Origin of the sequence: Clostridium ganghwense (assembly GCF_026735165.1) — a bacterium.
GTDB lineage: Bacteria > Bacillota > Clostridia > Clostridiales > Clostridiaceae > Clostridium_H > Clostridium_H ganghwense.
Map to the genome: position 1 here is coordinate 332,371 of NZ_JAPQES010000001.1, position 16,276 is coordinate 348,646.

General features: G+C 27.6%; 15 protein-coding genes. 6 read left to right on the plus strand and 9 right to left on the minus strand.

The window, feature by feature from the left end; genetic code table 11:
• Nucleotides 1-9 precede the first annotated feature (9 nt).
• The 4 genes from OXH55_RS01520 to OXH55_RS01535 form a co-directional block, all read right to left on the minus strand.
• A complete protein-coding gene (locus tag OXH55_RS01520) occupies nucleotides 10-1,680 on the minus strand; it encodes a hypothetical protein (RefSeq protein ID WP_268047640.1) in 1,671 nt (556 codons plus the stop codon).
• 4 nt (nucleotides 1,681-1,684) lie between these two features.
• A complete protein-coding gene (locus OXH55_RS01525) occupies nucleotides 1,685-2,473 on the minus strand; it encodes an ABC transporter ATP-binding protein (RefSeq protein WP_268047641.1) in 789 nt (262 codons plus the stop codon).
• Nucleotides 2,474-2,531: 58 nt separating this feature from the next.
• Nucleotides 2,532-3,227: a hypothetical protein gene (locus OXH55_RS01530; RefSeq protein WP_268047642.1), complete on the minus strand. Its 696-nt coding sequence runs from the start codon at nucleotides 3,225-3,227 to the stop codon at nucleotides 2,532-2,534.
• A gap of 175 nt (nucleotides 3,228-3,402) precedes the next feature.
• On the minus strand, nucleotides 3,403-4,158 hold the full coding sequence (locus OXH55_RS01535; RefSeq protein WP_268047643.1) for a VCBS repeat-containing protein: 756 nt from the start codon (nucleotides 4,156-4,158) through the stop codon (nucleotides 3,403-3,405).
• A gap of 282 nt (nucleotides 4,159-4,440) precedes the next feature.
• Between OXH55_RS01535 and OXH55_RS01540 the strand changes: the two genes are divergently transcribed.
• The 4 genes from OXH55_RS01540 to OXH55_RS01555 all read left to right on the plus strand — a co-directional run bounded on the left by OXH55_RS01540 (nucleotide 4,441) and on the right by OXH55_RS01555 (nucleotide 6,954).
• Nucleotides 4,441-4,764 carry a hypothetical protein gene (locus OXH55_RS01540; RefSeq protein WP_268047644.1) on the plus strand — a complete coding sequence of 108 codons (324 nt, stop codon included), beginning with the start codon at nucleotides 4,441-4,443 and terminating at the stop codon, nucleotides 4,762-4,764.
• Nucleotides 4,765-4,967: 203 nt separating this feature from the next.
• Nucleotides 4,968-5,201 carry a ribbon-helix-helix domain-containing protein gene (locus tag OXH55_RS01545; RefSeq protein ID WP_268047645.1) on the plus strand — a complete coding sequence of 78 codons (234 nt, stop codon included), beginning with the start codon at nucleotides 4,968-4,970 and terminating at the stop codon, nucleotides 5,199-5,201.
• 331 nt (nucleotides 5,202-5,532) lie between these two features.
• Entirely contained in the window at nucleotides 5,533-6,462 is a 930-nt protein-coding gene (locus tag OXH55_RS01550) for a L,D-transpeptidase family protein (RefSeq protein WP_268047646.1), read from the plus strand.
• Between the two features lie 111 nt (nucleotides 6,463-6,573).
• The gene (locus OXH55_RS01555; protein ID WP_268047647.1) at nucleotides 6,574-6,954 is read left to right on the plus strand and encodes a L,D-transpeptidase; all 381 of its coding nucleotides are present in this window, start codon (nucleotides 6,574-6,576) and stop codon (nucleotides 6,952-6,954) included.
• 179 nt (nucleotides 6,955-7,133) lie between these two features.
• Here the strand turns inward: OXH55_RS01555 and OXH55_RS01560 are convergent, their stop codons facing one another.
• The 5 genes from OXH55_RS01560 to OXH55_RS01580 form a co-directional block, all read right to left on the minus strand.
• On the minus strand, nucleotides 7,134-8,021 hold the full coding sequence (locus OXH55_RS01560; RefSeq protein WP_268047648.1) for a serine/threonine-protein kinase: 888 nt from the start codon (nucleotides 8,019-8,021) through the stop codon (nucleotides 7,134-7,136).
• A gap of 156 nt (nucleotides 8,022-8,177) precedes the next feature.
• Entirely contained in the window at nucleotides 8,178-9,842 is a 1,665-nt protein-coding gene (locus OXH55_RS01565) for a glycoside hydrolase family 13 protein (protein WP_268047649.1), read from the minus strand.
• Nucleotides 9,843-10,065: 223 nt separating this feature from the next.
• Nucleotides 10,066-10,503, minus strand: a complete 438-nt coding sequence (locus OXH55_RS01570) for a hypothetical protein (RefSeq protein ID WP_268047650.1) — start codon at nucleotides 10,501-10,503, stop codon at nucleotides 10,066-10,068.
• A 47-nt stretch (nucleotides 10,504-10,550) separates the two neighbouring features.
• A complete protein-coding gene (locus OXH55_RS01575) occupies nucleotides 10,551-10,994 on the minus strand; it encodes a cell wall hydrolase (RefSeq protein WP_268047651.1) in 444 nt (147 codons plus the stop codon).
• A gap of 168 nt (nucleotides 10,995-11,162) precedes the next feature.
• Nucleotides 11,163-14,543, minus strand: a complete 3,381-nt coding sequence (locus OXH55_RS01580; protein ID WP_268047652.1) for an insulinase family protein — start codon at nucleotides 14,541-14,543, stop codon at nucleotides 11,163-11,165.
• Between the two features lie 337 nt (nucleotides 14,544-14,880).
• Here OXH55_RS01580 and OXH55_RS01585 point away from each other — a divergent pair, with 337 nt between their 5' ends.
• Together OXH55_RS01585 and OXH55_RS01590 are read left to right on the plus strand one after the other, a co-directional pair.
• Entirely contained in the window at nucleotides 14,881-15,372 is a 492-nt protein-coding gene (locus OXH55_RS01585; RefSeq protein WP_268047653.1) for a hypothetical protein, read from the plus strand.
• Between the two features lie 306 nt (nucleotides 15,373-15,678).
• Nucleotides 15,679-16,140 (plus strand): ribonuclease H-like YkuK family protein, encoded by a 462-nt coding sequence (locus tag OXH55_RS01590; RefSeq protein WP_268047654.1) that lies wholly within the window; start codon nucleotides 15,679-15,681, stop codon nucleotides 16,138-16,140.
• The last annotated feature ends 136 nt before the right edge of the window (nucleotides 16,141-16,276 follow it).

Sequence of the window (16,276 nt, forward strand, 5' to 3'; positions counted from 1 at the left end):
TTTACACTATCACACTGTGTAACTTTTCTCAACCTTCTTCCATGATATATTAAATGACTTTTTCCATAAGAAAATATCAACTATAAACATAACAGCCATATATATATATACACCTAAATTAGTAAAAGTACATTTATAATGTATTCCTGCTAGAGCAGCTAATAAAATCATCAAAGGTATAATTATAAACCCCTCACTTTGTTGAGTGCTTTGAAAGCTTGCTGAAAAAGGTAGTGATTTTCGCATTGATTTAAAGCATATTATTGTGAAAAACATCATGTTGATAAAAACTAGTACTAAATCTGGTACAATCTTAATTCCAAATATAATAATAAATATCAATGATTGAAAAAGATATATTGGAACTATCAGCTTTATTATAGCTGCTTTTAAAGTTCCTTTAAATATTGATGCTGCCTCTTTAATTGGCATAACTTTATAAATCCAAGCTCCTTTATATTTTCCGGAGTATTTCATCATCATAACTACTGTTGGAAGCAGCAAAGCACAAAAATATATATTTAAATAATATTTAGTAGAAGCCATATAACTCAGCCATTCACTAAATCCTTTGCCTTCTCCACGCTCCATGAATATAAACAAAAATGGAAATATAAAAGCTAATCCTAAAGATGGATATACTTTAAGCTTAAATTCTCTCTCATTCTTAATCATATAATAAGTAAACCTGAAAAATATTTGTTCTTGTTTGTTTGAGCAAAATACATTAGATAATTTGTAAAATAGCTTCTTTTTTCTCTTATCTGTTTTACCACTATTAACATTTAATTTTTGTAAATTTCTCTCAAAGGAAGAAACAAGCTTAATGTAGATTAGTATTGCTATTACAGGTACAGCTATTGCTAGTATTGAAAAGATTATATAGTAGGTATTGCGTGAATTCTCCAATATACAACTAAAAGGAGCTGCAAACCACATTGGAATAATAAAATACTGCCACCACTTTGGAGTAAATACTATATTAATATCTATAATATTAAACAATCTACCAATTAACTGATACCCTATGCTCACCACTATAGATAACGCTATTTGAATATAGTTTATTACATCCTTTAATTTTTCCCCATCGAAAAACTTCAATATACCCAAATATAAAAAAGCAGTTAATACTATTATAAATAGATCCATAAGTATCAGCTCAAATAAAAACAGAATAAAGAAAATAAAACCATGCCTTATAAGTGAGACTACAAGAGCTAATCCACTAAAAGCTATAGTTAAAGAAAACATATAAATAAACACATGAATAAACTTTGCTGCATTTATAGTCTTATTATTAACAGGCTTTGAAAATATTATATTCTTATCTCTGATATCTAAAAGCACAGATGAAAAATCCGAAATTAATGTTGTCATAATCATAAACATCAATATACCAAAAACACAGCTCATTTGAAAAATCAAATTGGTTTTTGGTATTATCAAAACCACTATAATTAATCCAAAAAAAGCGTATAAACCTAATGACTTAAAGAAACTATTCTCCTCTTCTTTTTCTTTATTTTTATTTGACTTATTCATAATTGTAGGAATTCTTCTTCCATCCATAACTAACTTCATTTGAAGAATCTTTCTCATTATTTCATAATCTACACCAAACTTTTCAAATAAAACTTTAAATTTATCTAGAAATTTTAAAACTTTAAATTCCTTCATATTACTACACCTCTTTAACTGCGGATACAAACTCTTCTGCTATACTTTTATATTCATTGAATCCTGTAAGTTGGTTAAAAATATCTTCCAAAGATCCTTCACTACATTTATTTTTAAGTTCTTGAAAACTCCCATCAGCTGCTATTTGTCCATCATTTAATAAAATAATTCTATTACTAATTTTCTCTACTACGTCCATAATGTGAGAAGAATAAAATATAGTTTTCCCCTGAGATGCCAATTCTGATAATATTTCCTTAAATACCATTACACTATTAGCATCTAATCCACTCAAAGGTTCATCTAAAAATAATATATCAGGATTGTGCAGCAAGCTTGATATTATTAAAATTTTTTGCTTCATTCCTTTAGAATAAGATGAAATTCTTGATTCATAAGCCTCTTCTATAGCAAACAGCTTCATAAGCTTTTTGGCTTTTCTATCAACTTTGGCATACTGAATTCCATATAATTCTCCAATAAAAGTTAAATATTCCTTAGCTGTTAGATTGTCATATATTTCTGCTACTTCAGGAACATATCCTATTTTCCTTTTATACTCCACATCTCCTGTTGACATATTCTGTCCTGAAATTTTAATTTCTCCAGTATAGCCCTCAATAAGTCCTAACATTATCTTAACTGTTGTACTTTTTCCTGCTCCATTAGGACCTATATATCCTATTATTTGACCTTTATATACATCTAAATTTATGCCTTTTAACACTTCTTTTGTTCCAAAATTTATTTTTAAATCTCTTATAGTTATTACAGGTTCTGATGTTAATTGCATAAAATCCCCCCTAAATTATTCACTTAAAATTAAACAATATTATATATAATTCTCTGATTTATTTTCTAAAATTAACTTCATACAATTTTGGTACATGCATAAAGTCTACATCTTCATGGTTATATAAAAACTTCACACCATCAATCCATTCACCTTCATATTCCCTTTGCAAAAATGTTTCAATTAAAGTAGTTGAAGTAATGCTACCTCCTGTAGAACCTTGAAAACTTTGTGTTCTCCAAGTCTTTCCTTTTAACTTTGAAGAATCAGTTATTCCTTGATTTTCTGCAAATTCCTTTAAATTTATTATTGCTATCTTTTTTCCTTGTTTTTCTTCAATTTTTAAAGCTTCAATTGGAAGACCACCAAAATATGATTTTGATAATTTATCAGCAATGATATTTAATTTATCAATTAGCGGTACATCCTCAGAAATATTAATATAAAATCCAATTTCTTTAGCACACGTATCTACATTAGCAGTATAAACCGTAAATACAGTAAATTTATTTTTAGAGTTTTTATTATTCATTGCGGAAATTATAGATACTTGTTCTTTTAATCTAGCATTTAGAATTTTAGATTCTGCTTCTAGTTTATTAAATTTATTATTTAACTCAGAATTTTTCTCTTTTAGTAAAGTAATTTCTTTAGTCAATTTATTTTTTTCATCCTGAAGCGAATTACAACATCCACTAAATAAAATACTTCCAATGCATACAGCACAACATATAGATATAACTTTTTTATTCACGGAATTCCCCCTGTCATATATTTCTCTTCCATTTAACCATTCTCATTTTACCATAATTTAATATTAAATCCATATTTTAAATAAGCCACTGTCATTTAGCTAATCTATATTTTTATAAAATAAAAAACTACCAAAATGTATTGGTACATTCTGATAGTTTTCTTAACTATATAACTTATGAATTTTCCTTTCTCATAAGAACAGATACTTTGCTCATTAAAAGGTAGAAGTCATCATCATTCCATTTTAATGTATTCTGTACATATCCCAAAGTATCAGCATTAGCACGTCCTATTATTCTTTGAACAGCTTGCAGATCATAAACTCCATCTTTTTGAATATCTATTGGATATAAACCTCCAAGTGCGAGAACTTGCCCTTTAACATCTTTTATAAGATTTCCATTCTCATCATACATAAAAGATAAATACTCCTCGTCCTTATAGCCTATATCAATAATAGCATACTTATTTATAGTTAAATTTGTTATTTTTACCTTATAATCATCTAGATACGCCACTTCGTATACATAAGCTGAATTATATTTTTCAAAATCAAATAATTCACTTAAAATATTATCCTTAAAAGAATAAATGTAATAAAAAACATATCCACCACTACCTCCAGAATCAATGGAAATGAATATATCTTCTATCTTATCTCCGTTAAAATCTCCTAAAAACAATGAAGGATTATATCCAGCATCAAATTTTAACGGAAAAGATTTGCAATAATTAGTGAAAGGATTGCATATTACAAGAGTTATACTCTCTGCAAAAATTCCCCCTGGACCGTCTGGCTTATTTCCAACCAAATAAACATCTTCTACTAAATTATCACCATTTACATCTGCTCTTTTATGATCGAGAATATAATAAGTATAATTATTTACTTCTCTAAAAAATTGATAATCCGGATAACCGTAAACCATATCTCTCCCTAAAAATTAATTGCTTTCACTAATTATTGTATTCTAAAACATTTAAATTTGACCCTAATCATTCTTTATAAAAATGTTATTTCCCACCCATTTCTTTACTTTATTCCCCTAAAGAAGCTTATAGGTATTTTTTTCTTTTTGTATTTTTTTATTGAAAACAGAGTAAAATATGTTATAATTTTTTTAGAAAGTAAATATTAATATTCTTGTACAATTATTTACTATCAATTATTAAATTTGTCCAGTGAGACAAAAATAACAGGAGGTAATAAAATGAAGGGTTATTTATTATTACAAGATGGAAGTCTATTCAACGGTAAAGTTATAGGAGAAGAAAAAAATATACTTGGTGAAATCTTATTAAATGATGAAGGTAGCATTACACTTCAATGTGAAACAACTGGTAAACAAGAGTTAATTGTTAATAGTTCTAAGCACATGAAAGGTCATGTAGCACTCTCTGATGTAGATTTTGAAAGTTTAAAACTAAAAATGAAAAAAAACAAAACAATTCTAGGCAAAATCGTCACTGATTCTTTACCTATAGAATATCATGTTTATGATTTAAAGACCCTTGTTACATTAGGCTTAAAATAAAATACAACCAACATAAATAATATTTTAGGGACAATTCTCAAATTTAGTTATTTTGAAATAGCTAGATTTGAGAATTGTCCCTTTTTTTAAAAAAATTTTTTATTTATAAATTAGATATCGATTTCATCAAATTACCCTATTGCTATTTTACATTTAATTGCATAAAATGTAAATATATCTTTTATAAAGGAGCTGATACATGTATGTCAAAAGTAGTTGAAAATTATACTTTTTCATTACCTGTAAATTTACTTAATAAACTAAACAAATATTCTAATGATGGTTATGCATCTTCAATTAATACTGCTGTAGAGGAAGCTATTAAATCTTATGTTAAATCAATAGAAAAACAAAAGTTATACAACGAAATAACAGCTGGTTCAAAAGACCCTTTATTTTCAGCAGAACTTAAAAATGTACTAAATAATTTTTATTAAATAGTAAAATATATCCAATAGAGGTTCTATGAGATCCTTAGGATTCTCATTCACCTCCATATCAATTATAACCTTTCTTATCTTTAATTCTTAAACTAAATCATATTTAATAATCTCTGTTCTTCATTCTTTATCTCTTCTATTAATTCAACAGCTTTAAGTATAATTTCATATTTTATTCCTCCTAACAACAGTAAAGAACATAATCCTAAACTTACTATTTAAAAAATCACACATTTTATCCCCTTTCATATATTGATAATAAATTATTAAATTAAAACTCCATTGAACTATTTTGCATATTGCCTTGTGGATGGATTAGGGGGGTATTATGAAAATTAAAAAATTAGCTGTGACCTTATGTTTGATAATAGTATTTTCCTTTACAGCATGTACAACCACTTCAACTCCACAAGAGAAGATAATTAAGGATACAAATCATGAAAACATAATAAAAAAAGATAATGACAAAAAAACAATTAACAAAAATGATTTAAATATAAAAGAAAAGACCACTGAGAACTTGAAGACAAAAACATTAGAAAAACAACACGCTAAAGTTAAAAATAAAGAATCTAATATTTTAAAAATAGGAACCAAAGAGGAATCCGTAAAAACTCTTCAAAAAAATCTAAATAAATTTGGATATAACCTCTCTATAGATGGCATATTCGGTGAGAGAACTCAAAATGCTGTCTATGATTTTCAAAATAGAAATAAAATATCAAGTGACGGTATTGTAGGTAAAAAAACTCTTACAAAACTTAATTTAACTCCTACAAAGGAAACTATGTATAACCCTAAAGAGAACATTCATAAACCTACTATAAATTCATCAAATTATGCTGAAAAGTTTATAAACAGCCGAAAAGCAAATAGCCCAACTCAATACTATATATGGGTAAATACTAAAAGTCCTAGAGTTTATATATTTGAAGGTTTTAATGGTAATTGGAAACTTATAAAAAATATGCTATGTACTGTAGGCAAACCTTCTACTCCAACAATAAAAGGAACTTTTCATGTAGGAAGTAAAGGAGGAAGCTTTATAGTTAGAGATAATCCTAAACTTATGTGTAAATATTATACTCAAATAAGTGGAAACTATCTGTTTCACACAGTTTTGTTATATAGAAATGGCTCAATTGCTAATGGAACTTTAGGAGCTAAACTATCTCACGGCTGCATAAGACTTTCTATTCCCAATGCTAAATATATATATTCCAATATTCCAAAAGGTACAACGATTTATATAAATTAATAAACACTGCTTCACTCTAGAAGAATAAAAATTAACTTATTTAGATTTACAGTAGTAAATCATCCTTTCCTTCCTAGTACCTTTTAACTGTAAACCATATAGGAGGTTACTATGTGTTTCTATACCTATATTAATCCATATTTTTTTCGCTCTTCTACAACTAAATATAGTATTTTAATCAATACTGCTGCTCGCACACTTGCTTTGTATAAAAATGGGAAAGTATATAAAACCTATCTAGCGGCAGTTGGTAAACCATCTACACCTACACCAAAGGGTAACTTCAGAATTATTAATAAAGCATTCAAGCCTGGTGGACCTTTTGGAGCAAGATGGTTGGGACTATCCATATCAGGCTATGGTATTCACGGAACCAGTAATCCCTCTTCGATAGGTAAGGCTATATCAAATGGATGTATTCGCTTGAACAATTCTAATATTATTGAACTCTACAATCTGGTTCCAATAGGTACATCTGTGAAAATTATATAAAGTATAGAATTTATAAATTCTAGATAATAAAAAACTATGAAAATGTATTAATACATTTTCATAGTTTTTTATTGTATAATATATATATATTCATACTATGTAATAATTTTATAAATTTCATGTGATAATAAAACAATAGAAGAAAACTGGATAAAAGCTATTAATTAATTTGCTAAAAATCAAGTAATGATAAAAATTATAACTATAAGTGCTAATACACCTATTAAACTTCTTTGTAATTTTTTCACATCTTGTAGTACTGTATTTTCTTTAGATACCTCTTGATTAATATTTGAACTTATTGAAATTGATGTATTTTCATCCTTATTCTTTTTTAACATTTCTACTATAATTTCATTATTTAGCTCTTCAACTGAAGCATATCTCTCTTTAATATCAATTTGAAAACATTTCTGTATTATTTTTTTAAAATTACTGTCTACATCATTATCATAATTATCATCTATAAGAGGTTCTAACGATATTGATGGAACCTTTCCTGTAGCCATAAAATACATAAGTTCTCCAATATTGTATATATCCGTTTGTCTATTAGATTGTCCTGTATCATACTGCTGATTCTCATCGATCTTATCTATTTTTGAAATACCAAAATCAATTAAACTAACTTTTCCATTTGGAGTTATCAATATATTAGATGGCTTTAAATTCCTGTATACGATAGGAGGATTTGCGCTGTGCAAATAGGCTATAATGTCACATATACTTGATGCAATATGATATATATCTTTTGTTTCTATAAACTTATTTTTTTTCAAATACTCATTCAATGTTTGTCCATCTATATACTCCCTAACCATATAAAGATTGTCATTGTCAAAAAATATATCAACTGTTTTTGAAATACCACGATGTCTTAATTTTTTTAATATATTACTTTCCAATAGAAATCCTATATTTTTTTTAAATTCTTCTTTTACTTCTTTTATAGTCCAAAGGCTTTCAAGTCTTATATTTTTACATAAATAAACCGCTCCCATGTCACTCTTTCCTAAAACTTTAATTACTTCGTATTTTTCATCTAAAATATGTCCTTTATTAAGCATAATCCACCTCTTGAATAAAACTTTTCTTTTGTAATTATATACCGATGTAATGTACGTACATAATCTTAAATTTCATGGGGTGGAATTATATTTTTAATTATAATTTTTGAAAATAAAAACTATCAAAATGTGTTAATACATCCTGATAGTTCTTAATTATATAACTCGATAAACTCTTGCTTCATATGGTTTTAACACAAGCTTTGTACTGTCGACATGTGTTTTAACATCATAATTACATAACAGCAATCCATCATAATTTAAATTTATAGGTGTATAATTATATACAGCCTCTGAATCCGATAAATTGCAAATCACAACAACTTTTTCATTATCTAATGTACGTGTATATGCATAAATTTGTTTATTGTCTTCTAAAATCAAATCATATTTACCATATGTAAACACATGGTTATCTTTCTTAATAGAAATCATTTTCTTATAGAAGTTAAGCACAGAATTTGGATCTTTTTCTTGTTTTACTACATTAACTTCTTTGTAGTTTGGATTAACTCCAAGCCATGGTATTCCAGTTGTAAACCCTGCCTTTGGTGATTCATCCCACTGCATAGGAGTACGAGAATTATCTCTTGATAACTTCCATATAATCTTCATTATATCTTCATGTGATACACCTTGTTCCCTTTTGATTGCATACATGTTTTTAGTTCTTACATCATCGTATTCCTCAATTGTTTTAAACTTAACATTAGTCATACCTATCTCTTGCCCTTGATATATAAATGGTGTTCCTTGCAGCATAAAATACATAACCGCTAATGCTGTTGCACTCTCACGCCAGTATTCTTTATCATTTCCCCAAATAGAAACTATACGAGGTATATCATGATTTTCAATAAACAACGCATTCCATCCTCTATTTTCCAATCCTTTTTGCCATTTTGATAATGTCTTTTTTAAATCTATAACATCTAATTTAATATTCATTTCATCTTTCCATAAGTCTAAATGGTCAAATTGAAATACCATATTAAATTTCCCTTTTTCTTCACCAACCCAAAGGTGTGCATCTTCCACCGTAACACCATTTGCCTCACCAACTGTCATGATATCATACTTAGCAAAAGTATTCTCCTTTAGTTCTTCAAGATACTTATGAATTCCTTTTACATTCATATGTTTATCAAAGGAAGGAACATGCTTTAACCCTTCTGGGTTAGGCATATCTTTTAATCCTTCTTCTTTTTTAATATGACTTATGGCATCAACACGGAAACCGTCAATACCCTTATCTAACCACCAATTAATCATACCATAAACTGCTTCACGCATCTCACCATTCTCCCAGTTTAAATCTGGTTGTTTTCGTGAAAACAAATGCAAGAAATATTGATTAGTATTTCCATCATACTCCCAAGCAGAATCTCCAAAGATACTTTCCCAGTTGTTTGGTTCTTCTCCATTTTTTCCATCACGCCATATATACCAATCACGTTTTGAATTATCTTTTGAAGAACGAGATTCAAGGAACCATGGATGTTCGTCACTTGTATGATTAATAACTAAATCAATAATAAGCTTCATATCACGCTTATGAACTTCTTGCAGCAACTGATCAAAGTCATGCATTGTACCAAACTCATCCATAATATCTTGATAATCACTAATATCATAACCGTTATCATCATTTGGTGATTTATAAACTGGACAAATCCAAATTACATCAATTCCTAATTCTTTTAAATAATCTAATTTAGAAATTATACCTTGAATATCACCTATTCCGTCACCATTTGAATCCATAAAACTTTTGGGATATATTTGATAGGCAACAGCTTCTTTCCACCATATTTTTTTCATATTAAGATCTTTCCTTTCTTAAACTTAGTGAAACGTTTGCATTAAATATATAAAAAAAAATTACTATTTCTAAACAAAGGACACTTATACAGTAATCATATTAAAACAAATTTAATAGTAAGTCAACTTTGTTTTTGTATATGATATAAATTTATGATTTTACAAAAATAAAACTATCAGAATGTAATTATACATTCTGATAGTTGAACTTTATTTAAGTATTTTATTTTACACAATGACCCTTCTGTTGGTTATCATAAACTCTTGCAAACTTAATTGAATATAGATCACACATTAATGTATCATTTGTTCCAGCCTCTTTAATAACAATATAACTAACTCCAACTTCTACCAAAATTCCTTCACGGTCGATTAAGAAGTTAGTTCCAATCAAAAATTCAAATTTCATATATTTTCCTATTTGTGTTCTTAACCAACCTTGAGTATATTGTATTTCTTGCACTGGTGGACCTGGTTGAATTTGAAAATCTGGACCACCTGTAGTGCCTGGTGGAGTTGGTTGGGTTTTAGGGGGTACCTGTCGTGGTTCATCAACTGGTATTTCAGAATCTATCATAGGCATCATTGGTATTTGATGAAACATAGGAAATCTAGAGCACATTGGAATTTGATTATACATTTCTGGAGTTCTCATAAACAAAAAATTAACCTCCTTTAAAATTAGCTTAATATATAGATTTATATGAATTATGTTTTAGCATAAAGCGCTGTAGGATTATAGAAACAATGCTCACCGACTCTAATTTGATACCTTCCTGTACCATTATATGGGAAAGTATATGGACAAGTTGCTATGAAAGGATTAAAATACCATAAAGAATCACCAGTTGTATAAAGTCTATTACCAGCTAAGGCCCAGTCTGCAATATCATAATGTATTTGTTCAGGTGGACTAGCCCATATAGTTTGCGGATTAGCTATACCTTTTAATACAGAAGTTGCACAGTCAAATTGTCCTTTCTGAAATATAACTTTTCTCAAATCTCCCTGACCCAGTCTTTGATATTCACCATATGGTACATTAACTCTGTTCATAACTACTGAGGCAACAGCTTTCATACCATTTTCCCCTTCACCACCAGCCTCACATTTTATAATCCTAGCTAATAACTCTCTGGGACTGTAAGCCATTATTGTCATCTCCTTGATTTAACTTACAATATTATCATATTCATTAAATGTATAATTGTTATTAAAAATTTAATTAAATATCTTAGTTCTATTATTTTTTACTAAAATAAAAAACTATCAAAATGTATTAATACATCCTGATAGTTTCCTTATTGTGCAATATATATTTTATTTCTGTATTACAAACTCCATCTCAATAGGAGATAGTAACTTATCTACTTTTTTACTCTTATCTACTGATTGAATACCTTTAATGAATAAAGTATATTTTTTACCTTTTTCATATAACTTCTCTGATTCTATTTTAATAGCTTTATCCTTTTTATCATAGCTTACCTTTACTTTCACTTGATGATTTTGTTCATCTAGAACATAAACATTCGATGTATTTACTGTTAACTCATCAAGTTCTTGAGAAAATTTAACATCCCATTTTTTATCTACAGGCACATTTTCCTTTTTCTCCAAATCTGTAAAAAATGTTTTTTCTTCTTTAGAATTTAAAAGATTCTTTATAGCAACAAAGTTTTTCTTGTTTTCTTTTATTTTTGTTTCTCCACCTACAACACATAAGTAATCTTGCTTTAATAAAGCATCTATAACAGGTGCAAAATTTCTTATGTCTTCTGCCTTAGTTGATATAATCTCTTCTCTTTGTTTTTGTATATCTGATTGTTTAGTATGACTTATATACAAACTATCTGCTATAATACCATCTGCAGCAGGACCCATAATACTGCTCAACATATTGGTAGCACTATCCAATTTTCCAATAGTTCCTATTACATAGTTAGTCATCTCTTTTTCATCTGCATCAAAGTTTTTAAGATATTCTGGAATTCCATCAATAGTATCTATAGTTTCTTTTAAATTTGGATCTCTATAAGATGAAAACAATACAACAGAGTTATCTATTGTCATATTAGCACCATAAGCTCCACCTTTTATCCTTATATTATTCCATAAATAACCGCTTTGTAATATATTAGAGAGTACTGCAAGCTTTCCATTTGATTCATATCCTGCTTTTTTCAAGTCTCCACCTTTAACTACATATTGAACCTTTGAAGGTGTCATTATTCCTTCGTTTATTTCGGAACTATCAAAAGTATATTTACAACTTGTAAGCTTTTCATTTCTTAAATTATTTGTGAAATCCTTAAAGCTATCACCAAATTTTTTGTAATTTTCATCTTCTCCAGTATAACTTGCTATCATATCCTGTTTATTAAATATAAGGTTTCTAACTTCTTGTAATTTTTTTACTATTTCATCACTTTTATTGTCAAAGTTTTTATCTAAATCACATAAGAATTTATAAAAATCTTCGTTTTTATAATCATTATATTTACCAGATTCAGACATATAAGATAATACTTTTTGTATTGCCATAGCATTACCGCTTGACATTAACTGCATTTCTTTTCCCATTTTCATATTATTTATTATTTCTTTCAATCTTGTCTTATCATTTAATTTACTGTTGTACATAATTTCCTGTAAAAGCTGAAAATTCTTAGGTAATTTTTCACTTAATGATACTATACTCACTGTCATTTTAGGATAATATGTATTATTATCGCCATGCTTTGTGAAAGAAGTATTACTAAAAGAAATTCCACCTGAATTAGTTAATATTTCTTCTGTCAAATCTTCTTTAGTATAATTTTTTGTATCTATATTTTCTAAAATTTCTTCTAGTAAATACATATAACCTAACTTTTCTTGAGGTACTTTAGTTGTATCAAAATATAGTCTTATAGAATCTACTCCATTAGTAAAAATAGGGTGATAAAGCACCTTAACTCCATTTTCATTTTTTTCTATTGTCTTATATTCTTTAGCCTTAATATTTATATCTTCACGAGTAAGACTTGGTAATGTATTTAGAGCTTCCTTTGAATTTGGAGTTTCTTGCCAAGCTTTAAGCTCTTTAGTTTCCTTCACAAGTTTATTTATATCTTCCTTTGAAAGAGAAGCTTTAATCTTTGCTAATTTTGCTTTTAACTCTGCTTCTTTCTTTTTTTCAAGTCCAGGTACAGGTTTTAAAACTACCAGTGAAGAGTGTTTATTATCTATTAAATACTTCTGTATTAATGTTTTTAAATATCCTTTTTGTATCTTATCTTTAATATTTGCTACATCTGAATTGATATTTAAATATAAAGTTGGATTTCCATCGTATAACCAGCTTCTCATTATTAGATTATTGTACATAAGCGCAAAATTGCCTTTTACAGTACGATTAGAAAGCTCATAGATATTAAGTACAGAATTTAGTAAATCTTTATCAAAGCCATTTTTAACTATGTTCTGAAGAGTTTCATCAATTACCTTTTGAAACTTCTCTTTTTGATTTTCATTTACATTTTCTGCAGTTATATTAAAGGTTGGCTGCAAATACTGTATGTCAAATTGGGCTCTTACATTTTCACCAAATCCATTTTCCTTCAATGCTTTAGAAATAGGTGAAGATGGCATTCCTGTAAGTAAGGTTTGAAGTACTAAAAATCCCAGTACTGTATCTTTATTTGTAACTGTATCAATTACATAGTTTGAACTTAAATAAGTTTTGTTTTCAATTGGTGTTCCCTTAGGTACTGAATATTCAACAACTTTTGTTTTTCTTTCATTAAATGGCTTTTGGAGCTGTATTTTAGTATTAACTTCTTTTTTATCAAAGTTATTTAAATATTTTTCTCCTATAAATTTTAGTGTTTTATTAATATCTAGATTACCTGATAGATAAAAATAACTGTTTGAAGGAGTATAGTGTTTCTTATACGTTTTAACAAAATCTTCATAAGTTAAATTTGGAATATCATCAGGATATCCACCAGATTCATATTTATATGAAGTATCCGGGAAAAGAGACTGCGCAATAGCTTTATTTAGTATTCTTTCAGGTGATGAATAGTTTCCCTTCATTTCATTGTAAACTATACCATTATACTTTAACTCTCCATCTTGAGAATTTAGTTCATATCTCCATCCTTCTTCTTGAAAGATTCTTTTATCCTTAACCATATTAGGATAAAAAACAGCATCTAAATATATACTCATTAGATTCTCAAAATCTTTATTATTCTTACTTGATACTGGGTACATAGTACTATCGCTTGCTGTCATGGCATTTAAGAAAGTATTTAAGGACTGTTTACTCATTTCTATAAATGGGTCTTTAACAGGATAATTTTTAGAGCCTTGCAGTACTGAATGTTCTATAATATGATTTACGCCTGTATTATCCTTGGTTGGAGTACGGAAAGTTACAGAGAACATCTTATCTTCATTATTATTATCTAAAAATATAAGACGTGCTCCACTTTTAGTATGCTTATATATATAAGCATTACATTTTAAATCCTTAATCCATTTTTTTGATACTAGTTCAAATCCTCCTAAAGCATTTTTTTCTGTCGCTGCATAGATAACTTGTGAACTTAAATCCAAAGCTTTAACTTTATTAAAACTTCCAAACACTAAAGTTTGAGAAGTCATTACTGCAGCTAGAGTTAAAATTAATGTAGCTTTTAATTTTTTATTCATGGTAACTCCCCTCTTTTTATATTTATTGATAATTTACTATATATTAGCACATTATTAAATTTCATACAATTTTTTGAACGTTCCTAAATACTTATTAAGTATATTTTATTTCTAAAAATAAAAACTATAAGACTTAAATTTTTATCTATAATTAATTCACTGAAATTGGCACAATTTTTGCTATTTTTTAATTGTTATGATATACTAATATAATTGATAGAAAATACTATTGATGTAAAATCAAAGTATATAAGCTAAGCATTTTTGCCTTACGCGGATAATTAATGAAGCTTAAAACAGTAAAATGTTTTAACTCAGAAAAAGGAGAATACTTATAATGAAAAGAAATTATAAAATCAAAAAAACAATATCCATAAAACGATTTATTTCGGAATTTGGAGAAAATTTTTCTGAGCATACAAAGAAAAAATTATTAGACTTAGAAGTAAGATGTGTTTTAACAAGAAAAGAAGATAATTATAGACTTGATTTAAAACATGTTGAACACACACATTACGATTGTAATTCAAGCACATGTCAAAAGGAATATGCCTATGGTCAACTTGTAGTAATCGATGGAACATTATATTTTTCAGAAGTATGTACAGAAAGTACTGAAGTTATGCAATCACCAATTGTGAGTACCATATATAATTCTTTAAATAGTGAAGATATGGTTTGTGATTCAGATATTAACTCAAAAAAAATAGACGATGATAATATTGACTATGTGATAGATAATATATTGACAGTATGTCCTGAAGTATCTCAAAAATATTTAGATATTACTCAAGGTATGATTTCACGTGCCGAAAGAAAAAAACTTTAGTATTTTTTATAATAAATCCTGAACTTATGTGAATATAACAGACACAAAAATCGAATTTTTTATATAGATTTTTGGGCCCTGTTTTCACATTGTTGAGGAGTAATGTTTCCTATCAGAATAAATTTCCCAATACCATTCGAAAAAACTTAACAAATAAGATAATCAAATTATGCAAGCATCGAAAAAAATATCACTTTTCTTAAAATTTTCATAACAATAATAGGATATAATATAAGTATAATGAATTAATTAAAATGCATACTTTATTTAACCATCTCACAAAATTAAAATGGGAGGTAAAATGTTATGAAAAGTATCACATATGGCGAAGTATCCTTTGGAGCAATGTGTAAATTAATTAAAAACTATATTTCAAAAGAGAATAAGGAAGAATATAAAATAACTGTAGGTACAGATTCTCAAAATTATGACATAACTAAGGTTGTAATTGTAGTAGCAATTTGTAGAATAGGAAAAGGTGGAATATTTTTTTACGATGTAAAAAAAGTAAATAAGATTACAAACATACGGCAAAAACTATTTTATGAAACCAGTTTAAGTATAGAAATGGCTACAAAACTCTCTTCGTATTTTAATGAGCATGATAAAAAATATGATATCAGTATTCATGTTGATGCTGGTGACAATGGACCTTCATCATCTGTAATACCTGAAATAACAGGTTGGGTTAAAGGTTGTGGATTTAACTGCAATACTAAACCTAATTCATATGCAGCTTCATCAATTGCAAATAGGTATTCAAAATAATTCATAACATTAATTAAATATTGATTAGTAATTTTATCAGCCTATATATCAAAAATACAAAAACTTCTTAAGAACTTTAATTCCAAAATTCTTAAGAAGTTTTATTGTTAAATATACTAATTCCTTAATTCTCTTA

Coding starts and splice junctions, on each gene's coding strand:
- OXH55_RS01520 (WP_268047640.1), bottom strand. CDS start 1,680: ATGAAGGAATTTAAAGTTTTAAAATTTCTAGATAAATTTAAAGTTTTA.
- OXH55_RS01525 (WP_268047641.1), bottom strand. CDS start 2,473: ATGCAATTAACATCAGAACCTGTAATAACTATAAGAGATTTAAAAATA.
- OXH55_RS01535 (WP_268047643.1), bottom strand. CDS start 4,158: ATGGTTTACGGTTATCCGGATTATCAATTTTTTAGAGAAGTAAATAAT.
- OXH55_RS01540 (WP_268047644.1), top strand. CDS start 4,441: ATGAAGGGTTATTTATTATTACAAGATGGAAGTCTATTCAACGGTAAA.
- OXH55_RS01545 (WP_268047645.1), top strand. CDS start 4,968: ATGTCAAAAGTAGTTGAAAATTATACTTTTTCATTACCTGTAAATTTA.
- OXH55_RS01550 (WP_268047646.1), top strand. CDS start 5,533: ATGAAAATTAAAAAATTAGCTGTGACCTTATGTTTGATAATAGTATTT.
- OXH55_RS01555 (WP_268047647.1), top strand. CDS start 6,574: ATGTGTTTCTATACCTATATTAATCCATATTTTTTTCGCTCTTCTACA.
- OXH55_RS01560 (WP_268047648.1), bottom strand. CDS start 8,021: ATGCTTAATAAAGGACATATTTTAGATGAAAAATACGAAGTAATTAAA.
- OXH55_RS01565 (WP_268047649.1), bottom strand. CDS start 9,842: ATGAAAAAAATATGGTGGAAAGAAGCTGTTGCCTATCAAATATATCCC.
- OXH55_RS01575 (WP_268047651.1), bottom strand. CDS start 10,994: ATGGCTTACAGTCCCAGAGAGTTATTAGCTAGGATTATAAAATGTGAG.
- OXH55_RS01580 (WP_268047652.1), bottom strand. CDS start 14,543: ATGAATAAAAAATTAAAAGCTACATTAATTTTAACTCTAGCTGCAGTA.
- OXH55_RS01585 (WP_268047653.1), top strand. CDS start 14,881: ATGAAAAGAAATTATAAAATCAAAAAAACAATATCCATAAAACGATTT.
- OXH55_RS01590 (WP_268047654.1), top strand. CDS start 15,679: ATGAAAAGTATCACATATGGCGAAGTATCCTTTGGAGCAATGTGTAAA.